Origin of the sequence: Acidiphilium sp. C61 (assembly GCF_905116885.1) — a bacterium.
Taxonomy (GTDB): domain Bacteria; phylum Pseudomonadota; class Alphaproteobacteria; order Acetobacterales; family Acetobacteraceae; genus Acidiphilium.
The window spans coordinates 127,728-146,358 of the sequence record NZ_CAJHNI010000003.1 but is presented as its reverse complement, the minus strand read 5'-3'; the positions used below and the strand labels follow the sequence as shown (position 1 = coordinate 146,358).

The window sequence follows — 18,631 nt, the reverse complement described above, 5'->3', positions numbered from 1 at the left end:
CTCCTGCCTCAATGCATCTTAATCTCGTCGCCTGACCTCGTCAGGCTCCCCAAACCAGAGACGCCGCCACAGGCAATTTCCACACAATCCAAGACGCCAACGTTCTCGGCGAAGGTGACGTCTTGGACATAGTGGGAGGAATTTTCGACTGCGCCCACGGCGCACGCTGAGAAGGGCCCACTCCAAGACCGTCGAGGTGGACAAGACTCCGGCCAAATAGCCCACAATGCCGCGCCCCGGCTTTGCAAGGCTCGGTATCGCGCGCGCTCGGAAGCCTCGGCCACATTGGCGAGATCGGATTTCTTCCACTGGGAACTACGTAGATTCCGGTCCTGCATGATCGTTTCGCGGGTCGCCATGTTGAGCAGTGCGACTATCTCGGCATGCGCGTCAAACACCCGCCTACCGGCCAACACAGAGGTGCTGCGGACCCGACGCGCGACCATGGCGCGTCCATCAGGAGCTTTAGCATGAGATCGTATAGACTGGCTTGGTTCACCGTTGCCGCCGGAGCCGGGTTGCTACTCGGCGGCTGCGGCTATTCGCCGGGAGGCCGTGCCCTGTCCGGTGCTGCGATCGGCGCAGGGACGGGCGCGGTTGTCGGTTCGGTGACCGGCATCGGGCCGGGTGGTGGCGCGCTGATCGGCGGTGGCGTGGGTGCAGCCGTCGGCGGTCTCACCAGTCCGAGCACGATCAACCTCTCGCCCCGTTAACCGGAACCCGCCCAGGTGACGTTTAAACACCCTGAAAGCAGGAAAGAATCCATGAACCGCATTCAGGTTATCACGCCGCTCGGCGCCGGCCTCGCTCTGGCGACGGCTGGCGCGAACGCGCAGACGACGACCACAACATCCACCGCCCATACGCTACAGCCTACCGCGATGACGTGGACGCCGGTCATGCCGTCGCCGAGCGGCACGCTGAGCACGACCGAAACCAGCCGCAGCGTCGATGCGGCCGGGAATACGTCGCAATCGCGGAAGACGACCTATGGCAGCGAAGACGGTGCGGTCAGCCAGTCCACCAGCACCACCACGATTACACCTGTGCCACACACTAGCACCACGACCGACACAACGTCTCCATACTCGACCACGAAATGAACCGGAGGACATCATGCGATCGAACAAGACCACCGCGGCACGCATTCTGCTTGCCACGTGGATGAGCGGGGCCGTCCTGGTCCTCGCCGGCTGCGGTGGCGGTTCGCCGGACACCGCGACGACGACGACGACGCAACATACGAGCACCTCGACCACAGCGACCGCGGCGGCGCCGCCAATGCTGGGCGCGCCCGTGACCACGACCACGCAGACCACGCGCTCGACGACGATGGAGTAGCGCGATGGCGTGCGCCGCCACCGCGCTGCATGAGTAATTTCCGAGGCTGTCCGGCGAGCGGTCGGGTCTGCCAGATTGTAGGCTCGACCGCTCGCTTCGCGCGTGCCGTCAATAGGTGGGGTATGGAACATGGATGACAGAACAGGCCGTCCGCGCAACATAGTGTCATTGCAGGTCGCATCTCTCGACGCCCATATCGGCGGTCAGATCACGGCACGGCGCGCGGAAATTGGACTCTCTCGCCGGCAACTGGCGATGACACTGCGCGTGCCAGTGAGAGGGATCGCCGCCTACGAGCGCGGCATACAGCATGTCGCACCAGCGGACCTGTTCCGGTTAGCGCAGGCGCTCGGCGTGGACCTCGCCTATTTCTACACGGATTCGGCGTCCTCGCCGCAGGCGCCAAAGGCCGAAACCGGGTGTCCGGTCGGCGGTCGCGCCGCGGGCGGCGTCGGGCAGGCCGCCGTGGACATGCGCCAATATGACGATATCGACCAGATCGCCGATAGATTCAGTCGGATTCGGAATCCGGCAATTCGGCGATGCGTTACCCGGATGCTGGACAGCCTTGCCGAGCATGAGGTATCGAGTGTCACGGTCGGAGATGTCCGGACCGAGCCACTGATCTCCGCGTTCGAAGAGCTCGCCGAGTTGGCATATGCGCCGCCCTCGGCATCGCGCGGATGAGCGCGTCGCGCCGGCGCGCGTGCGCGTGAAGGCATGCCGAACCGGACGCCCGCCACGCGCCCTTCGCGGAACGCTCGGGCCGTGGCCTGGCGGGCCTCTCGCGGGCGTCGGAGCGTATATGTGTGCCCTACATTGGAGCCGCAGGTGGCGGCTGAGCTGGTCGCCGCGCCGGGGTATGCCGCGACCGCATCGTCGAACGCTTTGATGAAGTGTGATAAGCCTCCTCGAGACGCCCGCCCTGGCGCGGCCTCCACGGGGCGAGTACGCAGAGCCGGAGATGCGTAGTTTCCGAGCCTTCTATGGGAAGTGAGGCCCTGCTAATTATTGAGGCCTCGGCAGGCCGGATCACACGATCCAGTATAGCGATCGACAGCGAACGAGCCGCACCGGGTTTCGTGCAAAGCCTTAGCAGAGATCGTAACGGGAGCCGGCTGATGGACAAGGATCGCGTAGCTGGATTGGCGAAAGAGATCAAGGGCGCCGTGAAAGAGGCCGTCGGTAAACTCGTCGGCGATGCCAAGCTGCAAGCCGAAGGACGTGCCGGCAAGACCGAGGGCAGGGTGCAGAATACGGTCGGCGGTCTGAAGGATTCCGTCCGGAAATAGCATTCCGCACGCGCGCTACTATGTGGGACGGCTGCGTTCACATCCGCAGCGCGCGCTTGAGTGCCCCACCCGATGTCTGGCTCGACGCCAAGGCAGATCCATCGGCGCTCGGCGGTGGTTGATCGCAACCTGCCCAAGCGTGCCCATGTCTGAGAACATCACAGATACATTCGCTTCAAGAGCAACAGCCGATCGGATGGAAGCATATGATCGGATGATAGTCACGCTATCAGACAGCTCACGCGGTGAGACAGACAGTGCACCAAGCCGGCCGTTGGTGCGGACAAGAAGGTGTTGCAGACGTGAGGTGAGTGTCTTGTCGAAAAGGTTGACTGGAAAGACCCCATTCATGCGCATGTGGCTGGGTGGGGCGAACGCTATCGCACGCCACTCCCGCGCCACCAAAGTCGCGCGGCGGCAGGCCGCGGCGCTGGTAAAGGATGCCGCCCGCGTCTGGAAGCGGGCGTTGGTGGATCGGCCGGTGTCGGCGGCTCGCATGTCGGCAGGTTGCGTGTCGGAAGTCGTCGGGTTCGGCTCCAATCCCGGCGCATTGAGGATGCTGGTTCATGCCCGCGCCCGGCTGCCCGCGGGCCGGCCGCTGGTCGTCGTCCTGCACGGCTGCGGCCAGGATGCCGCAGCCTTTGCCAACGCGTCCGGCTGGCTCGCGCTGGCGGACGAGTTGGGGTTCGCGCTGCTGGTGCCCGAACAGGTTCACGCGAACAACCGTGGCCGCTGCTTCAACTGGTTCCGCCCTGATGACGTCCGCCGGAGCGGCGGCGAGGCGATGTCGATTCGCCAGATGCTGAGAGTCGCGGTCGCACGCTATGGGTCCGACCCAAGACGAATCTACATTGTCGGATTTTCTGCCGGCGGCGGCATGGCCGCTGCGATGCTCGCCGCATACCCTGCGGTGTTCGCTGCGGGGGGCATTGTCGCGGGCATGCCGGTCGGCTGCGCGCAAACCCAGGTCGCAGCGATGCTTCACATGCGACGGGCAAACATGTCGCGGTCGCGGCAGGCGCTCGCTGGCGACGTCCGTGCAGTGACGCAGGCCCGTTCACGACGGTCGTGGCCACGCGTCTCGATCTGGCAAGGCGGCCGAGATCGCACGGTTGATCCGGCGAACGCCGAAATACTCGCGGCGCAATGGGGCGAGTTGCATGGCCAGGATACGGCGCCGAGGACCGACAACGTGGCATCGGGGCATCGGCATCGGACCTGGGGCCGGCCCGATCGACCGCCCGCCGTCGAGATCTGGACGCTGCCCGCGATCGGGCATGGCTTTCCCGTCGATGCCAGCCTGCCCGGGAGCGGCCGCACCAGCCCGTATCTGGCGCGCGCGGATCTGTCCGCCGCGCGCCAGATCGCGACGTTCTGGCTTCTGAACAATGACCACGCCAAACGCGCGGCCTTGCACCGCTGAATGGGTTCGCCGATGCTCGTAACACCAGTACCACGGCTACGTTGATGATAGATCTGTCGCCGCCACGGGCGCGACCGGGCACGCCAGCCGCGATCAATGACACCTCGGGGCTGATGACGCTGATCAGCGTGGTGGTGGCGGTCGCCACGCTGTCGATCGCCCGCGACGTGCTGATCCCGATCACGCTGGCGGTGCTGCTGTCGTTCCTGCTCGCCCCGCTGGTAAATCTGCTCCGCCGCACCGGGCTGGGGCGGGTGCCGGGGGTAGTACTCGCAGTGCTGTTGGCGCTCGGCGTCATCCTCGGCACCGCCGGCCTGATCGGCACCCAGGTCGCCGATCTTGCCGACGACATCCCGCGTTATACGGACACCATCCAGCAGAAGGTCGATGCCGTTCAGAGCGCGACGTTTGGCCGCCTCTCCGCTTTCGTCGGGAGCATGGGCAGCCAAATCAATCGCGACAGCCACGCGTCGGCCGGCGCGCCGGCGAGCGCCGGCACGACCGTCAGTGCAGCGTCCGCCGCGGCACCCACCAACGCGGCCGCGAAGCCGATACCGGTGGAGGTCCATCAGCCGGAACCGTCGCTGATGAAGCTGGCGAGGCGCGTCCTCACGCCGATCCTATCGCCGTTGATGACTACGGCCATCGTCGTGGTTGTGGCGATCTTCATTCTGCTGCGGCCCGAGGATCTGCGCGACCGACTCATCCGCATGCTCGGCACCGGCGATCTGCACCGGACGATGACCGCGATGGATGAGGCCGGGCACCGCCTGAGCCGGTACTTCCTGACCCTGCTGGCATTGAACACTGCATTCGGCAGCATGATCGGCCTCGGTCTGTTCGTCATCGGCGTGCCGAGCGCGGTGCTGTGGGGCATCATGGCGATCCTCATGCGCTTCATTCCGTATATCGGCCCGTGGCTCGCGGCCGCGCTACCGCTTGCGCTTGCCGCGGCAGTCGATCCGGGTTGGTCGATGCTGCTGTGGACGGGGACCCTGTTCGTGGTTAGCGAGGGCGTGATGGGCCAGGTGATCGAGCCGATGGCATATGGGCACAGCACCGGATTGTCGCCGCTGTCCGTCGTGGTCGCGGCGATCTTCTGGAGCTGGCTGTGGGGGCCGGTCGGGCTGATCCTGTCGATGCCGCTCACACTCTGTCTGGTCATTCTGGGCCGCCATGTGGATCGATTGAAGTTCCTCGACGTGCTGCTCGGCGACCGTTCAGCGTTGACGCCGGTAGAGAGCTTCTACAACCGGATGCTGGCAGGCCGACTGGACGAAGTGCAAGACGACGCCGAGCAGCTGCTGAAGTCGTGTACGCTGTCGGCATACTACGATGAGGTCGCGATCCCCGGCTTGCGACTGGCCACAATCGACATCGAGCGCGGGGTGCTGACCGAGGCGCAGACCATTCGGATCATCGCCGGGGTGCAGGGACTGCTGGAGGAAATCGGCGACCATGACGACAGCGATACGCTTCTGACTGCCGCGGGACCGGCGAGGCTGCCGTCAGATCGGCAGGCAACGCCGGAATCGCGCGAGCCCGGGCCGCCTGCCGGGCTGGGCGAGCCGGTCGGCCTGTCGCCGGACTGGCAGGCCCCTTCCGCGGTGCTGTGCGTGGCCGGCCGCGGCCCGCTCGATGATCTGGCGTCGGCGATGCTCGCTCAGCTGCTCGGCAAGCGCGGGATCGGCGCCAGCGTCGTGACGCATGAAGCCGTTAGCCTGCGTGCGGCCGACACGCTCGACATCGTGGGCGTGCAGATGGTCTGCCTGACCTATTCCGGCATTGCCGGCACATCCTCCGATCTGCGCTACACCGTGCGTCGGCTGCGGGCACGCAGCCCGTCGGTTTGCATTCTTGTCGGATTTTGGCCCTCCAACATGGTGAGTGACGACAGGCTGCGTGCTGCCGTGGCCGCCGATATCTATGCAGGTTCGCTGCACGACATGGTCGTCGCCTGCCTCGCGGAGGCGCTTGGCCCGGCAAGCGACAGAGTGCGTCAGTTGGCACCTGTCCCCGAGCCGTAGCCGGACGACGGCGTGCGCCCGATGGCAGCAGGGCCCGCCACCGTCACATTCACCGCGTCATAGTATTCGACTCACCGTGACAGAGACGCCCAGCTACTGCCGCAGTGAGGGCTGTTCAACGCTTTGGGATAGTAATGAGGGTGAAAATGTGTTCGAGTCCGGCAAGGGCAGCGCGGTAGCGGTCCTGGCTGACGGTGGTAGCGCTGGTTTTGGTGGCGTTTTGAAGTGTGTGGAAATTCTGGGTGGCGTAATGCCAAGGTGAGTTCAACCACCAGATTCGACGTTCGAGCGCCGATGGAGATCACGCCATGGAGAAGAATAGCACGGGGTCAACGAGAACCAGCTTGTTTGACGCGACGGCGTGGTTCGACCCGATCGAGACAGGCGTCCGGGATCGGATCGGCGGTTTCATTGAAATGAACCGCGCCGGGAATCCCTGAGGCTCCAACTATTGAGGATGGAGCAATGGAAAAGTGGCAGACATCGGTACGGTATTCGCCTGAGGTGCGGGAGCGAGCGGTCCGGATGGTGCTGGAGCATGGCAAGGATCATGCTTGAGGAAGAGCTGACGATGGCGCTCGGGCGGGGGCAATACCGCCGGGGTGGCGAAGCGGCCGTCGGATATCGCCATGGTACCCGTCATCGGCAAATCCTCGGCTCGTTCGGCCCGCTCGAGATCACGGTACCACGGGGGCGGACACCAAAACCCGAGGGTGGGACAGCGGAATGGCGCAGTGCTGCACTGCCCCGCCCAGCCCGGGCCATGGATCGAGGGCCGCTTCAGCCTTGCCGTCGCGCAGCCAAAGTTCACCCTGACCCACGGCTGCCGTTGAACGGCCGTTCGAGTGATCCCGGAAGCGGACGTTCAGTGCTGCTCGGTGCCGGCGTCTTCGCGCCCGTTATCAGGCCCTAAGGCCTCACGCGGATCGAGTAGAACGAGAAGCGGCTGATCCGGCCAACGGACCATGAACGGTTGCGAACCGTGGCTCATTGGCGATATCATTGTGTCGGACGAGCCAATCTCCCGTTGGCATATGGAAAGACGCGAACCGAACGGGCGCAATGTTTATTTCGATATTGAAATCGCTCGTGCACGACGGCAGCCTCGGCGTGATCGATGCCGGAGGCCGCTTGCACAAGGTCGGCGACGGCTCCGCGCCCAGCGCGACAATCAGGTTGATGTCGAAGGCCATGGAGTATCGGCTTGCCGTCAATCCGGCGCTCACGGTGGGCGAGGCATACATGAACGGCGCACTGCGGATTGAAGAGGGCACGCTCTATGACTTCGCTGCCGTGATCGGGCGCAATGCAAGTCAGGCGCGGTCGCTGCCATGGCTTGCGCTGCTCAACCGGGCCCGGCGCCACGTGCGGCAGTCGAACCCGATGTCGCGGGCGCGGCGCAACGTCGCCCATCATTACGATTTGTCGAACGAATTCTATGCGATGTTTCTCGACCGGGACATGCAGTATTCCTGCGCCTATTTCCACTCGCCGGACGATGATCTGGAGACGGCGCAGGCGAACAAGAAGCGGCACATCATGGCGAAGCTGCTGCTCGACCGGCGCGGACTCCGGGTTCTCGACATCGGCTCAGGCTGGGGCGGCATGTGCCTCGATATCGCGACGCACTGCGATGCCGAGGTTACGGGCGTGACACTCAGCACCGAGCAGTACAGACTGAGCGTCGAGCGGGCCGCGGCAGCCGGGGTTGCCGAGCGCGTGGGGTTTCATCTGGAGGATTACCGCGACGAAGCGGGTCCTTATGACCGCATCGTTTCGGTCGGGATGTTCGAGCATGTGGGAAAGCGGAACTATGCAGAGTTCTTTGCGAAGCTGCGCGACCTGCTGACGGATGACGGCGTCGCGTTGATCCACACGATCGGGTATTCGGATCATCCCGCGCCGATCAATCCGTTTCTGCGGAAATACATCTTTCCCGGGGCCGACCTGCCATCCCTGTCGGAGATTGCCGCCGCTGTGGAGTGGAGCGGCCTGATCATAACCGATGTTGAGGTACTGCGGCTGCATTATGCCGAGACGCTGCGGCACTGGCGCGAGCGTTTCGTCGCGCGGCGGGCGGATGTGGTGCGCCTCTATGACGAGCGGTTCTACCGGATGTGGGAATTCTATCTCGTCCTGTGCGAGATCGGCTTCCGGATGCGGACGAACGTAGTGTTCCAGATCCAGTTGACAAAGCGGCTGGACGCGTTGCCAATTCGCCGTGATTACATGGTCGATTAGCTTCCAGTTCGACTGGCGACCAGCTTCGTGCTGCCGGACGGATAGCACGACGTCTCAAGTTGAATTTAGGTGGTCACCTGTGAACTATGTGATCTGGCGGTGGGCGAAGCCGAGGCTTGGTGAGCGGTTTGCGGCATAGAGCCATGCGAGGAGGGCACAAAGAAGCCTGATCAACCATCTGCGGAGGAGGCGGGGGTTGTGTCCGACGCCGGCGAGGACGGCGTTGATGGCATCACCGTCGACGCCGAGCAGGAAGTTTCTTCCGAGATGGCCATCGGATTTTCGACGCGGTATCTGATGAACCCGACATGGAATACGCCATGGTCGACGCCACGATCGTCAAAGTCCACCGTCACGGCCAGGGCGCAAAAGGGGGACTCAAAGCCAGGCCATAGGCCGTTCCAAAGGTGGCATGACAACCAAAATTCTGGCGCTGACGGATGCCTTGGGCAACCTTGTGCGCTTTCGTCTCATGCCGGGCAATCGCTATGACAGCATCGAGGTCCCGCCACTGATCGACAACGTCGAATTCGGTGGATTGATCGCAGACAAGGCATTCGACAGCAACGCTCTGGTCGCAGAACTCAACGAAAGAGGCGCCAGGATCGGCATTTCCCAGCACCCGGCCCGGGCACTGAAGCTGAAAATCGACCACGAAACCTACAAATGGCGTCATCTGATCGAGAATTTCTTCTGCATGCTAAGAGGCCATTTCGGAATGGGGTCGGAACGTTTTTGATGAGGGGTTGGATGGTTGGGCCAAATGTGATTCCGGGCAGGTGTTCGAAGCCTTGCCGGAGACACCATGTGGACGCCAACCACCCGTGCGCAGCATAGCCGCACCGGACTGCGCTATGGAAGTGACGTGACCGACGCGGAGTGGTTGCTCCTGTCGCCGTTCCTGCCCGCGCCGAGCCGATGCGGCCGGCATCGGAAGTGGGAGATGCGCGAGATTGTCAACGCGATCTTCTACGTCTTGCGTGGTGGGATTGCCTGGAGCCTGCTGCCGAAGGACTTTCCGCCGTGGCCCACGGCGTATCGCTGGTTTGCCCGGTTCCGCGACGACGGCACCTGGGAGCGGATCAACCACCATCTGGTGATGCGCGACCGCGAGAGGGTGGGTCGCGAGGCCAGTCCGACGGCGGCCGTGATCGACAGTCAAAGCGTCAAGACGACAGAGAGTGGCGGCACGCGGGGGTACGATGCTGGAAAGAAGATCAAGGGGCGCAAGCGGCACGCCATGGTCGATACCGACGGCCGGGCGCTCAAGCTGCAGGCCCATTCGGCGGCCATCCAGGATCGTGACGGGGCTGGACCGCTGCTCCGTGCGTCGCGTGCGAGTTGGCCGTTTGTGGCGCTGGGCTACGCAGATGGCGGCTATGCCGGGCCCCGTGTCGCCGACGCCAGCCCGATCCGCATCGAGGTGGTGCGCAAGGCCAACAACCAGGTCGGCTTCGCCGTCATCGCTCGACGCTGGGTCGTCGAACGGTTCTTCGCCTGGATCAATCGCAACAGGCGGCTGGCAAAGGATTTCGAAGCCACTATCGAGAGTGTCGAGGCCTTCCTCTACGCCGCGTCCAGCATTCTCCTGCTACGCAGATTGGCTCGTTAATAATCCGATTCGAAATGGACTCTAAAGGAGTTCAAACGCATCGCCCTGCGCGCCTGCAAAACAGACCAGAGCTTCCAGGCAATGATCCACCTCGCCGCAGCCGTCATCAACTCACGATGAATCCCCACAAGCCCTAGATGGACATGAGCAGATCATGACTCTGGCAGTTGAGGGAAATACGAGCCGATCTGTCCGGTGACGGGCTGCGAACGCCGTCGAGCACCGAATAAGGCTCCTCGCCCCCGGCGATAGCGCGAACTTCGATTCGGCAGACCCCCTCACCCAGCCTCACCGTCGCTTTGAATCCCGGCCATGCCTCCGGAATCGAGGGAGCGACGACGAGGAAATCCCCCTCCCGGCGGATGCCGAGAATGCCCTCGACGCCGGCCCGATACATCCACCCGGCCGAGCCGGTGTACCAGCTCCAGCCGCCGCGCCCCACATGCGGAGCGACGGAATAGACGTCGGCGGCCACGACATAGGGCTCGACCTTGTAGCGCTCGGCCTCTTCCGCGGTGAAGGCATGGTTGATCGGATTGAGAAGCGCGAACAGATCATGCGCCTTGTCGCCGGCGCCGAGCTTTGCAAAGGCGAGGATCGCCCACATCGCGGCGTGGCTGTATTGCCCGCCATTCTCGCGCAGGCCCGGCGGATAGCCCTTGATGTAGCCGGGATCTAGTGGCGTATGGTCGAAGGGTGGTGTGAACAACAAGGCAAGCTTGGCGTCGGTGCGGAGCAGACGACGCTCCAGCGAGGCCATGGCGGTGGTGGCGCGCAGTCTATCAGCGGCGCCCGACAGCACAGCCCAGGACTGTGCTATGGAATCGATGCGGCACTCGCCGCTGTCCTTCGAGCCGAGCCAAGTGCCGTCGTCGAACGTCGCCCGCCGATACCATTCGCCGTCCCAGGCCGAGCGCTCCAGGGCCCGCCTTACCGAGGCAGCATGAATCCGCCAGCGGCGGGCGCGCTCGGGATCTCGTTCGCCGGCGAAGGGCGCAAACATCTCGATGGTCCGGACGAGGAGCCAGCCGAGCCAAACGCTTTCGCCCCTGCCGGCCTCGCCGACGCGATTCATGCCGTCGTTCCAATCGCCGGTGCCGATCAAAGGCAGGCCGAGCTCGCCGATGAGAGCAACGGCATGATCTAGGCCGCGGGCGCAATGCTCGTAGAGCGGCTCCACGATATCCGAGGGCATCGGCTGAAAGAAATGCTCATGCTCTTCGGTCCGCAGGACCGGGCCGTCGAGATAAGGCACGGGCTCGTGGAGGATTGCGGCGTCTCCGGTTCCGTCGATGTAGGTCGCGGTGGCGAAGGCGAGCCATACATGATCGTCGGAGATGCGGGTGCGAACTCCCTGGCCCGATTGCGGCAGCCACCAATGCTGGACGTCGCCCTCGACGAACTGCCGCCCGGCGGCGCGCAATATATGGTCCCGCGTCTCCGCGGGCAGAGCCAGCGTCAGCGCCATGCCGTCCTGCAACTGGTCGCGGAAGCCATAGGCGCCGCTCGCCTGATAGAAGGCCGAGCGTGCGGTTATGCGGCAGGCGAGCGTCTGGTAGAGCAACCAGCCATTCAGCATGATGTCCATCGCCCGGTCCGGCGTCTTCACCTGGACCGCGCCGAGCACGTCATGCCAGTGCTGCGTCACGGCGGCGAGCGCAGCATCGAGATCGGCGTGGCGATAGCGATCGACGAGTGCCCGCACCTCGTCTACTGAGCTGCACTGGCCGAGGAAGGAGACGACATCGACCGTCTCGCCGATGCCGAGCTCGACTACAGTCTGCAGCGCAGCGCACGGATCGAGGCCGGCGCCGGTCGTCCCGGACAGAGGCACCTTGCTTGCAAGGCAGAGAGGAGACGCAGGTCCGCCATCGCGGCCGAGGAATTCGGTGCGGTCGGCGGTCCAGGTGGTCTGCCGCCCCGCGAGATCGGCGAAGGCGACGCGAGAGCCGAAGGTGACGCTCCACCGATTGCGTGCCAGCATCGCTCCGGACTGCGCGTCCATCTCCGTGGTGATGAACGGAGCCGACGCCCCGCGCGAAGTGCCGAGTACCCATTCCGCATAGGCGGTGACGGAAAGCCGGCGCGGCCGGCCGGACCGATTGGTAAGTCTTAAGCGCGAGATTTTAATCGGATCGTCGAGCGGCACGTAGTGCAGCAGGTCCAGGGCGACGCCGTTCGCTTCATGCTCGAACCTGCTATAGCCGAAGCCGTGCCGCGCGACATAGGTGCCGTCACCTCGGATCGGTTGCGCGGTCGGGCTCCACAGATGGCTGCTCTCCTCGTCCCGCACATAGATCGCCTCGCCCGCCGGGTCGGCGACCGCGTCGTTCGACCATTGGGTGAGCTGGTTCTCTCGGCTGTTCTGCGCCCAGCTGTAGCCGCTGCCCTCAGCCGAAACCTGGAAACCAAAGCAGGCATTGGCGACGACGTTGATCCACGGTGCCGGAGTGGTGTGGCCGCGTTCGAGGATGGTCACATATTCCCGCCCGTCCTTGTCGAATCCGCCCAGGCCATTGAAGAATTCGAGCTTCGGCGGCTCGCGCGACGACGCGGGTTCACGCATCGGGGTCAAAGCCCGCGCCCGGCGCTGGACCGGAGGCGGATTCGACGGCGGACCCAGGCGAGCGAAATGGTCAGCGATAGTGCCGCCGCGGGCCCCAAGGACGATCCGGGCGACCGAGCGCAGAAGCGCATGCGCCTCCACGCTCATGAGATCGGCGCGCAGCATAAAGACGGACCCCTGCGCCGGTTCCTTGCCCAGCAGCGGACGCGACTGATTGGTCCGTACCGCGGCCTCGATGGCGATCTGCAGGTCCTGCACATAGGAGGAAGCCCGCTCGTTCACAATAACGAGGTCCACGGCGAGGCGCTTCATGCGCCAATATTCATGGGCGTGCAGCAATTGGCGCACCTGCGCCATGTCTTCGACATCGTCGATCCGAAGCAGCACGATCGGCAGGTCGCCAGAGATCGAGTGCGGCCACAGACCAGACTGCGGGCCGGCACCGCGCGTGATCGTCTCGGACGGCGACCTGAAGCGCCGGTCGGTATAGAGCAGCGGCGCGGCGATTCTCTGAAAGTCGGCGGCTTCTTCTGCGTCCACGTCGAGGTGTCGAAGCTGGACCTGCGCCTGTGTCCACGCCAGGGTCTTAGCACGGTCGAACGCGTTGCGATCATGATGGGCATCGATCAGATCGAGCAGTTCCGGCCGCGACGACGCGACGACGGTCCAGAATGCCACACGCGCGACCTTGCCCGGCTCGATTCGAACGCTCTGACGCAGCGAGAAGATTGGGTCCAGCACCGTTCCCACGCTGTTCGAGAGCGGCCGGCCGCCCGACATAGCCTCGGCCGTGCCGATGCTGCGCCCACGTCCGATGAAACGCGCGCGGTCGGTCTCGTATTGCGGATTTGCGGCGACCTCGCCTTCCACCACCGCGAAATGCGCGGCCCATATCTGCGGTTCGCCCGGCGCCCGACGTCGCCGCGTGGCGATGAGAGCACCAAACTCAGGCAGATGCTCGGTCTCGACGAACATCTTGGCGAAGGCCGGGTGGGCATTGTCGGCGGCCGGCGTGGTCAGGACGAGCTCGGCATAGGAGGTCAGCTCGATCTCGCGGGTCCGCCGGCCGCTATTGGTCAGCGAGACGCGCCGAACCTCGCCGTTGTGCTCGCCGGAGACGATGACATCCATCGTCGTGGTCAGGCCGACATCGTGACGGATGAACTCGGCGTGGTCCTCGCCGAACACCACGTCGCTTTCACCCGCAGCGTCCGCCATCGGCTGCGTGGTGGCGGACCAGATGCTGCCGCCCCGCATGTCGCGCAGGAAGATGAAGGAACCCCAGTCGTCGCGCGTGGCGTCTTCGCGCCAGCGCGTCACCGCGATGTCGCCCCAGCGGCTGTAGCCGCTGCCGGCGGCGGTCATCATGACGGCGTAGCTGCCATTGGAGAGCAGATGCGTAATCGGCGCCCCGGGAGCGGGCGCGGTCAGGCGGCGCACCATCGCCCCCTCGCTGCGGGCATCGACGGCGGCGGCCCGAACTTCCTCGGCGCGGGGACGGGCCACGACGACGTCGCGCGGCGAGCGTTCCTGCAACAGCAGCTCGCTCGCCCGGATCATCGGCTCGCGATGGAATCGGGCGCGCATCTCGCCGCCCAGCAGCGTGTTGGCGATGGCGACGATGGTCATGCCCTGGTGATGGGCCATGAAGCTGCGGACGATGGCGACGTCCTCGTCTTCCGGAAGCCGCGAACGGGTGAAGTCGAGCGCTTCATAGAAGCCGTAGCGGCCCTGCGCGCCCAGCTCGACGAGACGGGCATAGTTCTGTCGCGCGCGCTCGGGATTCACCATGCTGGCAAGGCCGGTCGCATAGGGCGCCACGACGACGCTCTCCGAGAGGCCGCGCTTGAGGCCGAGGCCAGGCACGCCGAAATTGGCGTATTGATAGGTGAATTCGATGTCGCGCGCATTGTAGGCGGATTCCGACATGCCCCACGGAACGCCGAGAGACCGCGCGTAGGATTGCTGGCGCTCGACCACCAGGCGGTTGGTCTGTTCGAGCACGCTGCTGGCCGGCGCTCGCATCACCAGCGACGGCATGAGGTATTCGAACATCGATCCCGACCAGGAGATGAGTGCCGAGGCGTTGCCGAGTGGCGTCGCAAGCCGCCCGAGTCGGAACCAATGGCGGGTTGGCGCATCGCCCTTGGCGACGGCGAACAGGCTGGCGAGGCGCGCTTCGGACGCCAGAAGGTCGTAGCAGCTTGGATCGCGGCCGTTCTCGGCGAGCGAATAGCCGATGGAGAGCAGCTTCCGCTCGGGATCGAGCAGGAAGGCGAAGTCCATCTCCATGGCCATGGCCCGTGCCATATCCGCCAGCGCGGTCAGGCGATCCCGTGTAGCGGCAGGCACTGCCAGAAGCTCGAGGCGGTCGCGCTCATGTTCGCTCACCGCCTTACCGAGCGCGTTTGTCCAATAGACGATGTCGGTGACTCCGTCGTCGCCCGTCGCCGGAATAGTCTCCAGCACGATCCTCGTGGCCTTGTCGGTAAGCCGTTTCAGAATCGGAGCCGTCGCTTCCAGCGTCTGCACGCCGTTCAGTTGGACGTCGATCTCGTCCAGCGCCGCAGTCAGCGCCTGCCCCTGCGAACCGCCCGCACCGGACTGGCCGGCCATCGCCTCGCGGGCCAAGGCCAAAGCATCAGCGATGCCCGCGCGCGCACTCGCGCCGACGGGGACATCCCGCCACTCCTCGCAGGCATTGGCCAGCGTGATGAGATGACCGGCGAGATTGCCGCTGTCGACGGACGAGACGTAGGCGGGCGGCAATGCCGCGAGGTCCTGCGTGCCGTACCAGTTGAGGAAGTGCCCGTGGAAGCGGCGCAGCCTCTTCAGCGTGGCGAAGGTCGCCTCCAGCCGCGTGATGGTCTCGATCGTGCCGGCCCAGCCGAAGTCGCGGGCGGCGACGGCCGAGAGCAGATAGAGGCCGATATTGGTCGGCGAGGTGCGGCGCGCGACCACCGGCTTCGGCACTTCCTGGAAATTGTCCGGCGGCAGCATGTTGTCGGCCGGGGTGACGAAGGTCTCGAAGAAGCGCCAGGTGCGCCGGGCAATCAGCCGCAGGTCGCGTGCTTCCCGTTCACCGACGGCGAGGCGCAGCGGCACCTTTGGCGAACGGCTCGCCCATTGCGCTATCGCGGGCGCGCCGAGCCAGAGCAAGGCGAAAGGCAGGATGAGCGGCCAGATGGATGGCGAGAGGGTGAGCGCGCCCCCTGTAATTACCAGGCCGAGCACCGTGCCGCTCGACATCTGCCGATAGAAGCCGATGAGATCCAGTCGCGGCGCTGCCGAGGATTTGGCGGCCGTCGTCCATTCGAGCAGATGGCGGCGCGTCACGAGCAGCCGCAGCAGCGTGCGGATCGCGGCATCGCCCGCACGCCATGCCTGATCGGCGAGAAAGACGAGCGACAGCAATGTCTGGGCTGCGGCGAGCCACAGATCGGACCGCAGCCGGGCCAAGTGGCTGCGTACGCGTATGTCGGGGCGGCCCGGAAGCAGGCTGAAGAGGATCGGCAGGAAGGAGGGAACCGCGACAGTGGAGATGACCAGAAGCGTGCCGATCCGTGCCGCCGGCACGGGAAACAGCCAGCATAAGCCCAGTGCCAGCAATGTAAGCGGCCCCGCCACGGAGCGACGCAGATTGTCGAGCATCTTACCGCGCCCGACCGTGGTCAGGCCGCGCCATCCTGCACCGTCACCCACGATCCACGGCAGCAACTGCCAGTCGCCGCGCATCCAGCGATGCTGCCGCTTGGCGACGACATCGTAGCGCGAAGGGAATTCCTCGACGACCTCGACATCCGACGCAAGGCCAGCGCGTGCAAACACGCCCTCGAAGAGATCGTGGCTGAGCAGCGTGTTGTCGGGGATGCGTCCGGCAAGCGATGCCTCGAAGGCATCGATCTCATAGATGCCTTTTCCGGTGTAGGAACCTTCGCCGAAGAGGTCCTGATAGACGTCGGAAACAGCCGCCGCATAGGGGTCCATGCCGCCGCCGCCGGAGATGACCCGCTGATAGAACGAGCCCTCGCGGCCGATTGGCAACGAGGGCGTCACCCGCGGTTGGAGGATCCCGTAGCCGCTTACCACCCGCCGCTCGGCAGCGTTGAATTTCGGCCGGTTCAGCGGATGCGCCATCTTGCCGATGAGCCGGAGCGCGGCGTCGCGCGGTAGGCGGGTGTCGGCATCGAGCGTAATCACGTAGCGCACATCCACCGGGACCTCCGGAGGCCGGCCACCAACGGCCATGAAGGAGGTGTCGTCCGCGCCGCGCAGCAGGCGGTTGAGCTCATGCAGCTTGCCGCGCTTGCGCTCCCATCCCATCCATTTTCCTTCGCCCGGATTAAACAGGCGATGGCGGTGCAGCAGGAGGAAGCGGTTGCCGGCCGGGCCGGCGCCGTGACGCAGATTAAGTTGCTCGATCCCTTGCACGGCGAGCTCCAATAATGGCGCATCGTCCGGCAGGACCTCGCAGTCGGCGTCCATGCCATCCGACAGAAGGGCAAAAGTGATATCGCCGCCGGCACCGGAGAGGAAATGAACTTCCAGCCTTTCGACTTGTTCCTGAAGGTCGGCTTCGCTGGTGAGCAGCGTCGGCACGGCGACGAGAGTGCGCAAGGAGGTCGGGACGCCGCCCGCGAGTTCGAGGCCCGGCAGGCTGGTGGCATTGAACATCCATGCCACGCCCCGGTTGACCAGTGCGGTCGCCAGTTCGCTTGCCGAGACGAAGCCAATGACCGCGAACAAAACGAGCCAGCCGCTGGAAAGGCCGGCGGATGAGAGTGCCCAGAGTGACAGCGCGATGAGGCCCAGCGTAACGGCGATGATCGTGCCGATATATCCACCTATGCCGAGCCGGATGCTGAGGCGGCTAAGGCGAAGCCGGGCGGGCGGGCGGAAACGGATCGTCCGTTCGAATGCGCTCCGCCCATCGCCGATGAGATAAAAGCCGGGATCGCTGGCCGGCCCGGTCGACGCATCCTGCGTTGTGGCGTTCACCGACGCAACGGCCTGCAGCGCCCGCCCGGCGATGTCGAGCTCGGATGCCACGGAGCCGCGGGCGAGTTGCTCGATCGCGCTCCGGTAGAGGTTGCGCGTGGAAAAATCCATCGCGGCGAAGGCACTCCCCGCCCGCAGCCGATCATCGACCAGGCTGACGCTCTCGAACATCTCGGCCCAGTCGATGTCGGAGATCAGCCGCATGCTGGTGATGACGTTGCGCACGCTGACGTTGGAGGCGCCAAGCCGCTGCTGAGCATGCTGCACCACACCTTCGACCGATGCGCCTTGGGCTCCCAGTCGTGTCTCCAGCCATCCCAGTGCCGGCGTGATCCGCGGGTCCCGGTCCCTGAGCCGCTTGACGAGCTGGGCGGCGAAGACCTCGTCCAGCGGTTCCGGCGAGCGGATCAGGATGTCGGCGTCGAGCGCGGCCCGGGCTTCGCCCGAGACGAGAAGCCGGTCGGCGAGCAGGTCGGCCTCTCGGCGCGCCCGACGCCCGGCGGTGATCTGGTCGGCCAGCCGGCGCAGGTTCTCGATGAGCACGATGCGCAGTGTGATGGCCACAGCCCACAGCTCGCCGATGGTCAGCGGCTCGACCTGCTGATAGGCCGCGATGAAGCAGCGCAACATCTCGGGATCGAAATGGCTGTCGGTATGGGCGACATAGGCCCAGGCGAGGCCGAGCACGCGAGGGTAGCCGGCGAACGGCCCCTCGGCGAGCTTCGGCAGCAACCGGTAATAGCTAGGCGGGAGGTCGTCACGGATCTCCCGGACCTGTTCCTCAACGAGATGATAATTGTCTAGCAGCCACTCGGCGGCCGGCACCACGGTGCGGCCTGCCTCGACATCGGCAGCCGTTGCCCGGTAGGCGGCGAGTAGCACACCGGCATTCCTCTTCAGGCGGGTATGCAGCGAAGGGGCGGAAGGCGGCCGGGCGGTGATGGGCTGGGCGGCAGCGAGGCTTCGTGCGTGCTGTTCCAGCCGCTCGGCACCGAACAATTCCTCGCGGATCGGCGAGGCGTCGTTCCAGACGGAGCCCTGCCGGGCGCGGTTGCCCCGTTTGAAGGAGTAGCGGCGAAGGTCGACGATCGGATTCATTTATGCCTTCCGGTGCAGAGTGGCGCGAGAGGC

Annotated in this window: 12 protein-coding genes; 11 read left to right on the top strand and 1 reads right to left on the bottom strand. The window is 65.1% G+C overall.

What is annotated here, in order from left to right:
- The first annotated feature begins 470 nt into the window (after nt 1-470).
- The 11 genes from HUW10_RS01015 to HUW10_RS00965 all read left to right on the top strand — a co-directional run bounded on the left by HUW10_RS01015 (nt 471) and on the right by HUW10_RS00965 (nt 9,936).
- Nucleotides 471-713: a YMGG-like glycine zipper-containing protein gene (locus HUW10_RS01015; RefSeq protein WP_043508773.1), complete on the top strand. Its 243-nt coding sequence runs from the start codon at nt 471-473 to the stop codon at nt 711-713.
- A 51-nt stretch (nt 714-764) separates the two neighbouring features.
- Nucleotides 765-1,103 carry a hypothetical protein gene (locus HUW10_RS01010; protein WP_011930511.1) on the top strand — a complete coding sequence of 113 codons (339 nt, stop codon included), beginning with the start codon at nt 765-767 and terminating at the stop codon, nt 1,101-1,103.
- A 13-nt stretch (nt 1,104-1,116) separates the two neighbouring features.
- Nucleotides 1,117-1,341 carry a hypothetical protein gene (locus tag HUW10_RS01005; RefSeq protein WP_043508772.1) on the top strand — a complete coding sequence of 75 codons (225 nt, stop codon included), beginning with the start codon at nt 1,117-1,119 and terminating at the stop codon, nt 1,339-1,341.
- A gap of 129 nt (nt 1,342-1,470) precedes the next feature.
- A complete protein-coding gene (locus HUW10_RS01000) occupies nt 1,471-2,028 on the top strand; it encodes a helix-turn-helix domain-containing protein (RefSeq protein WP_011930509.1) in 558 nt (185 codons plus the stop codon).
- A gap of 434 nt (nt 2,029-2,462) precedes the next feature.
- Nucleotides 2,463-2,633 carry a CsbD family protein gene (locus HUW10_RS00995; RefSeq protein WP_011930545.1) on the top strand — a complete coding sequence of 57 codons (171 nt, stop codon included), beginning with the start codon at nt 2,463-2,465 and terminating at the stop codon, nt 2,631-2,633.
- Between the two features lie 349 nt (nt 2,634-2,982).
- Entirely contained in the window at nt 2,983-4,056 is a 1,074-nt protein-coding gene (locus tag HUW10_RS00990) for a PHB depolymerase family esterase (RefSeq protein ID WP_050751056.1), read from the top strand.
- Nucleotides 4,057-4,100: 44 nt separating this feature from the next.
- Nucleotides 4,101-6,083, top strand: coding sequence for an AI-2E family transporter (locus tag HUW10_RS00985; RefSeq protein WP_011930506.1), 1,983 nt, complete (start codon nt 4,101-4,103; stop codon nt 6,081-6,083).
- 538 nt (nt 6,084-6,621) lie between these two features.
- Entirely contained in the window at nt 6,622-6,996 is a 375-nt protein-coding gene (locus HUW10_RS18610; RefSeq protein WP_174501857.1) for a transposase, read from the top strand.
- A 176-nt stretch (nt 6,997-7,172) separates the two neighbouring features.
- Nucleotides 7,173-8,324: a cyclopropane-fatty-acyl-phospholipid synthase family protein gene (locus HUW10_RS00975; protein WP_236656144.1), complete on the top strand. Its 1,152-nt coding sequence runs from the start codon at nt 7,173-7,175 to the stop codon at nt 8,322-8,324.
- Between the two features lie 313 nt (nt 8,325-8,637).
- Complete coding sequence (locus tag HUW10_RS00970) at nt 8,638-9,063, top strand: transposase (RefSeq protein ID WP_307781102.1); 426 nt, start codon at nt 8,638-8,640, stop codon at nt 9,061-9,063.
- Between the two features lie 66 nt (nt 9,064-9,129).
- Nucleotides 9,130-9,936 carry an IS5 family transposase gene (locus tag HUW10_RS00965; RefSeq protein ID WP_011930548.1) on the top strand — a complete coding sequence of 269 codons (807 nt, stop codon included), beginning with the start codon at nt 9,130-9,132 and terminating at the stop codon, nt 9,934-9,936.
- A 133-nt stretch (nt 9,937-10,069) separates the two neighbouring features.
- Here HUW10_RS00965 and HUW10_RS00960 read toward each other — a convergent pair whose 3' ends face one another.
- The gene (locus HUW10_RS00960) at nt 10,070-18,598 is read right to left on the bottom strand and encodes a GH36-type glycosyl hydrolase domain-containing protein (protein WP_174501856.1); all 8,529 of its coding nucleotides are present in this window, start codon (nt 18,596-18,598) and stop codon (nt 10,070-10,072) included.
- Nucleotides 18,599-18,631 lie beyond the last annotated feature (33 nt).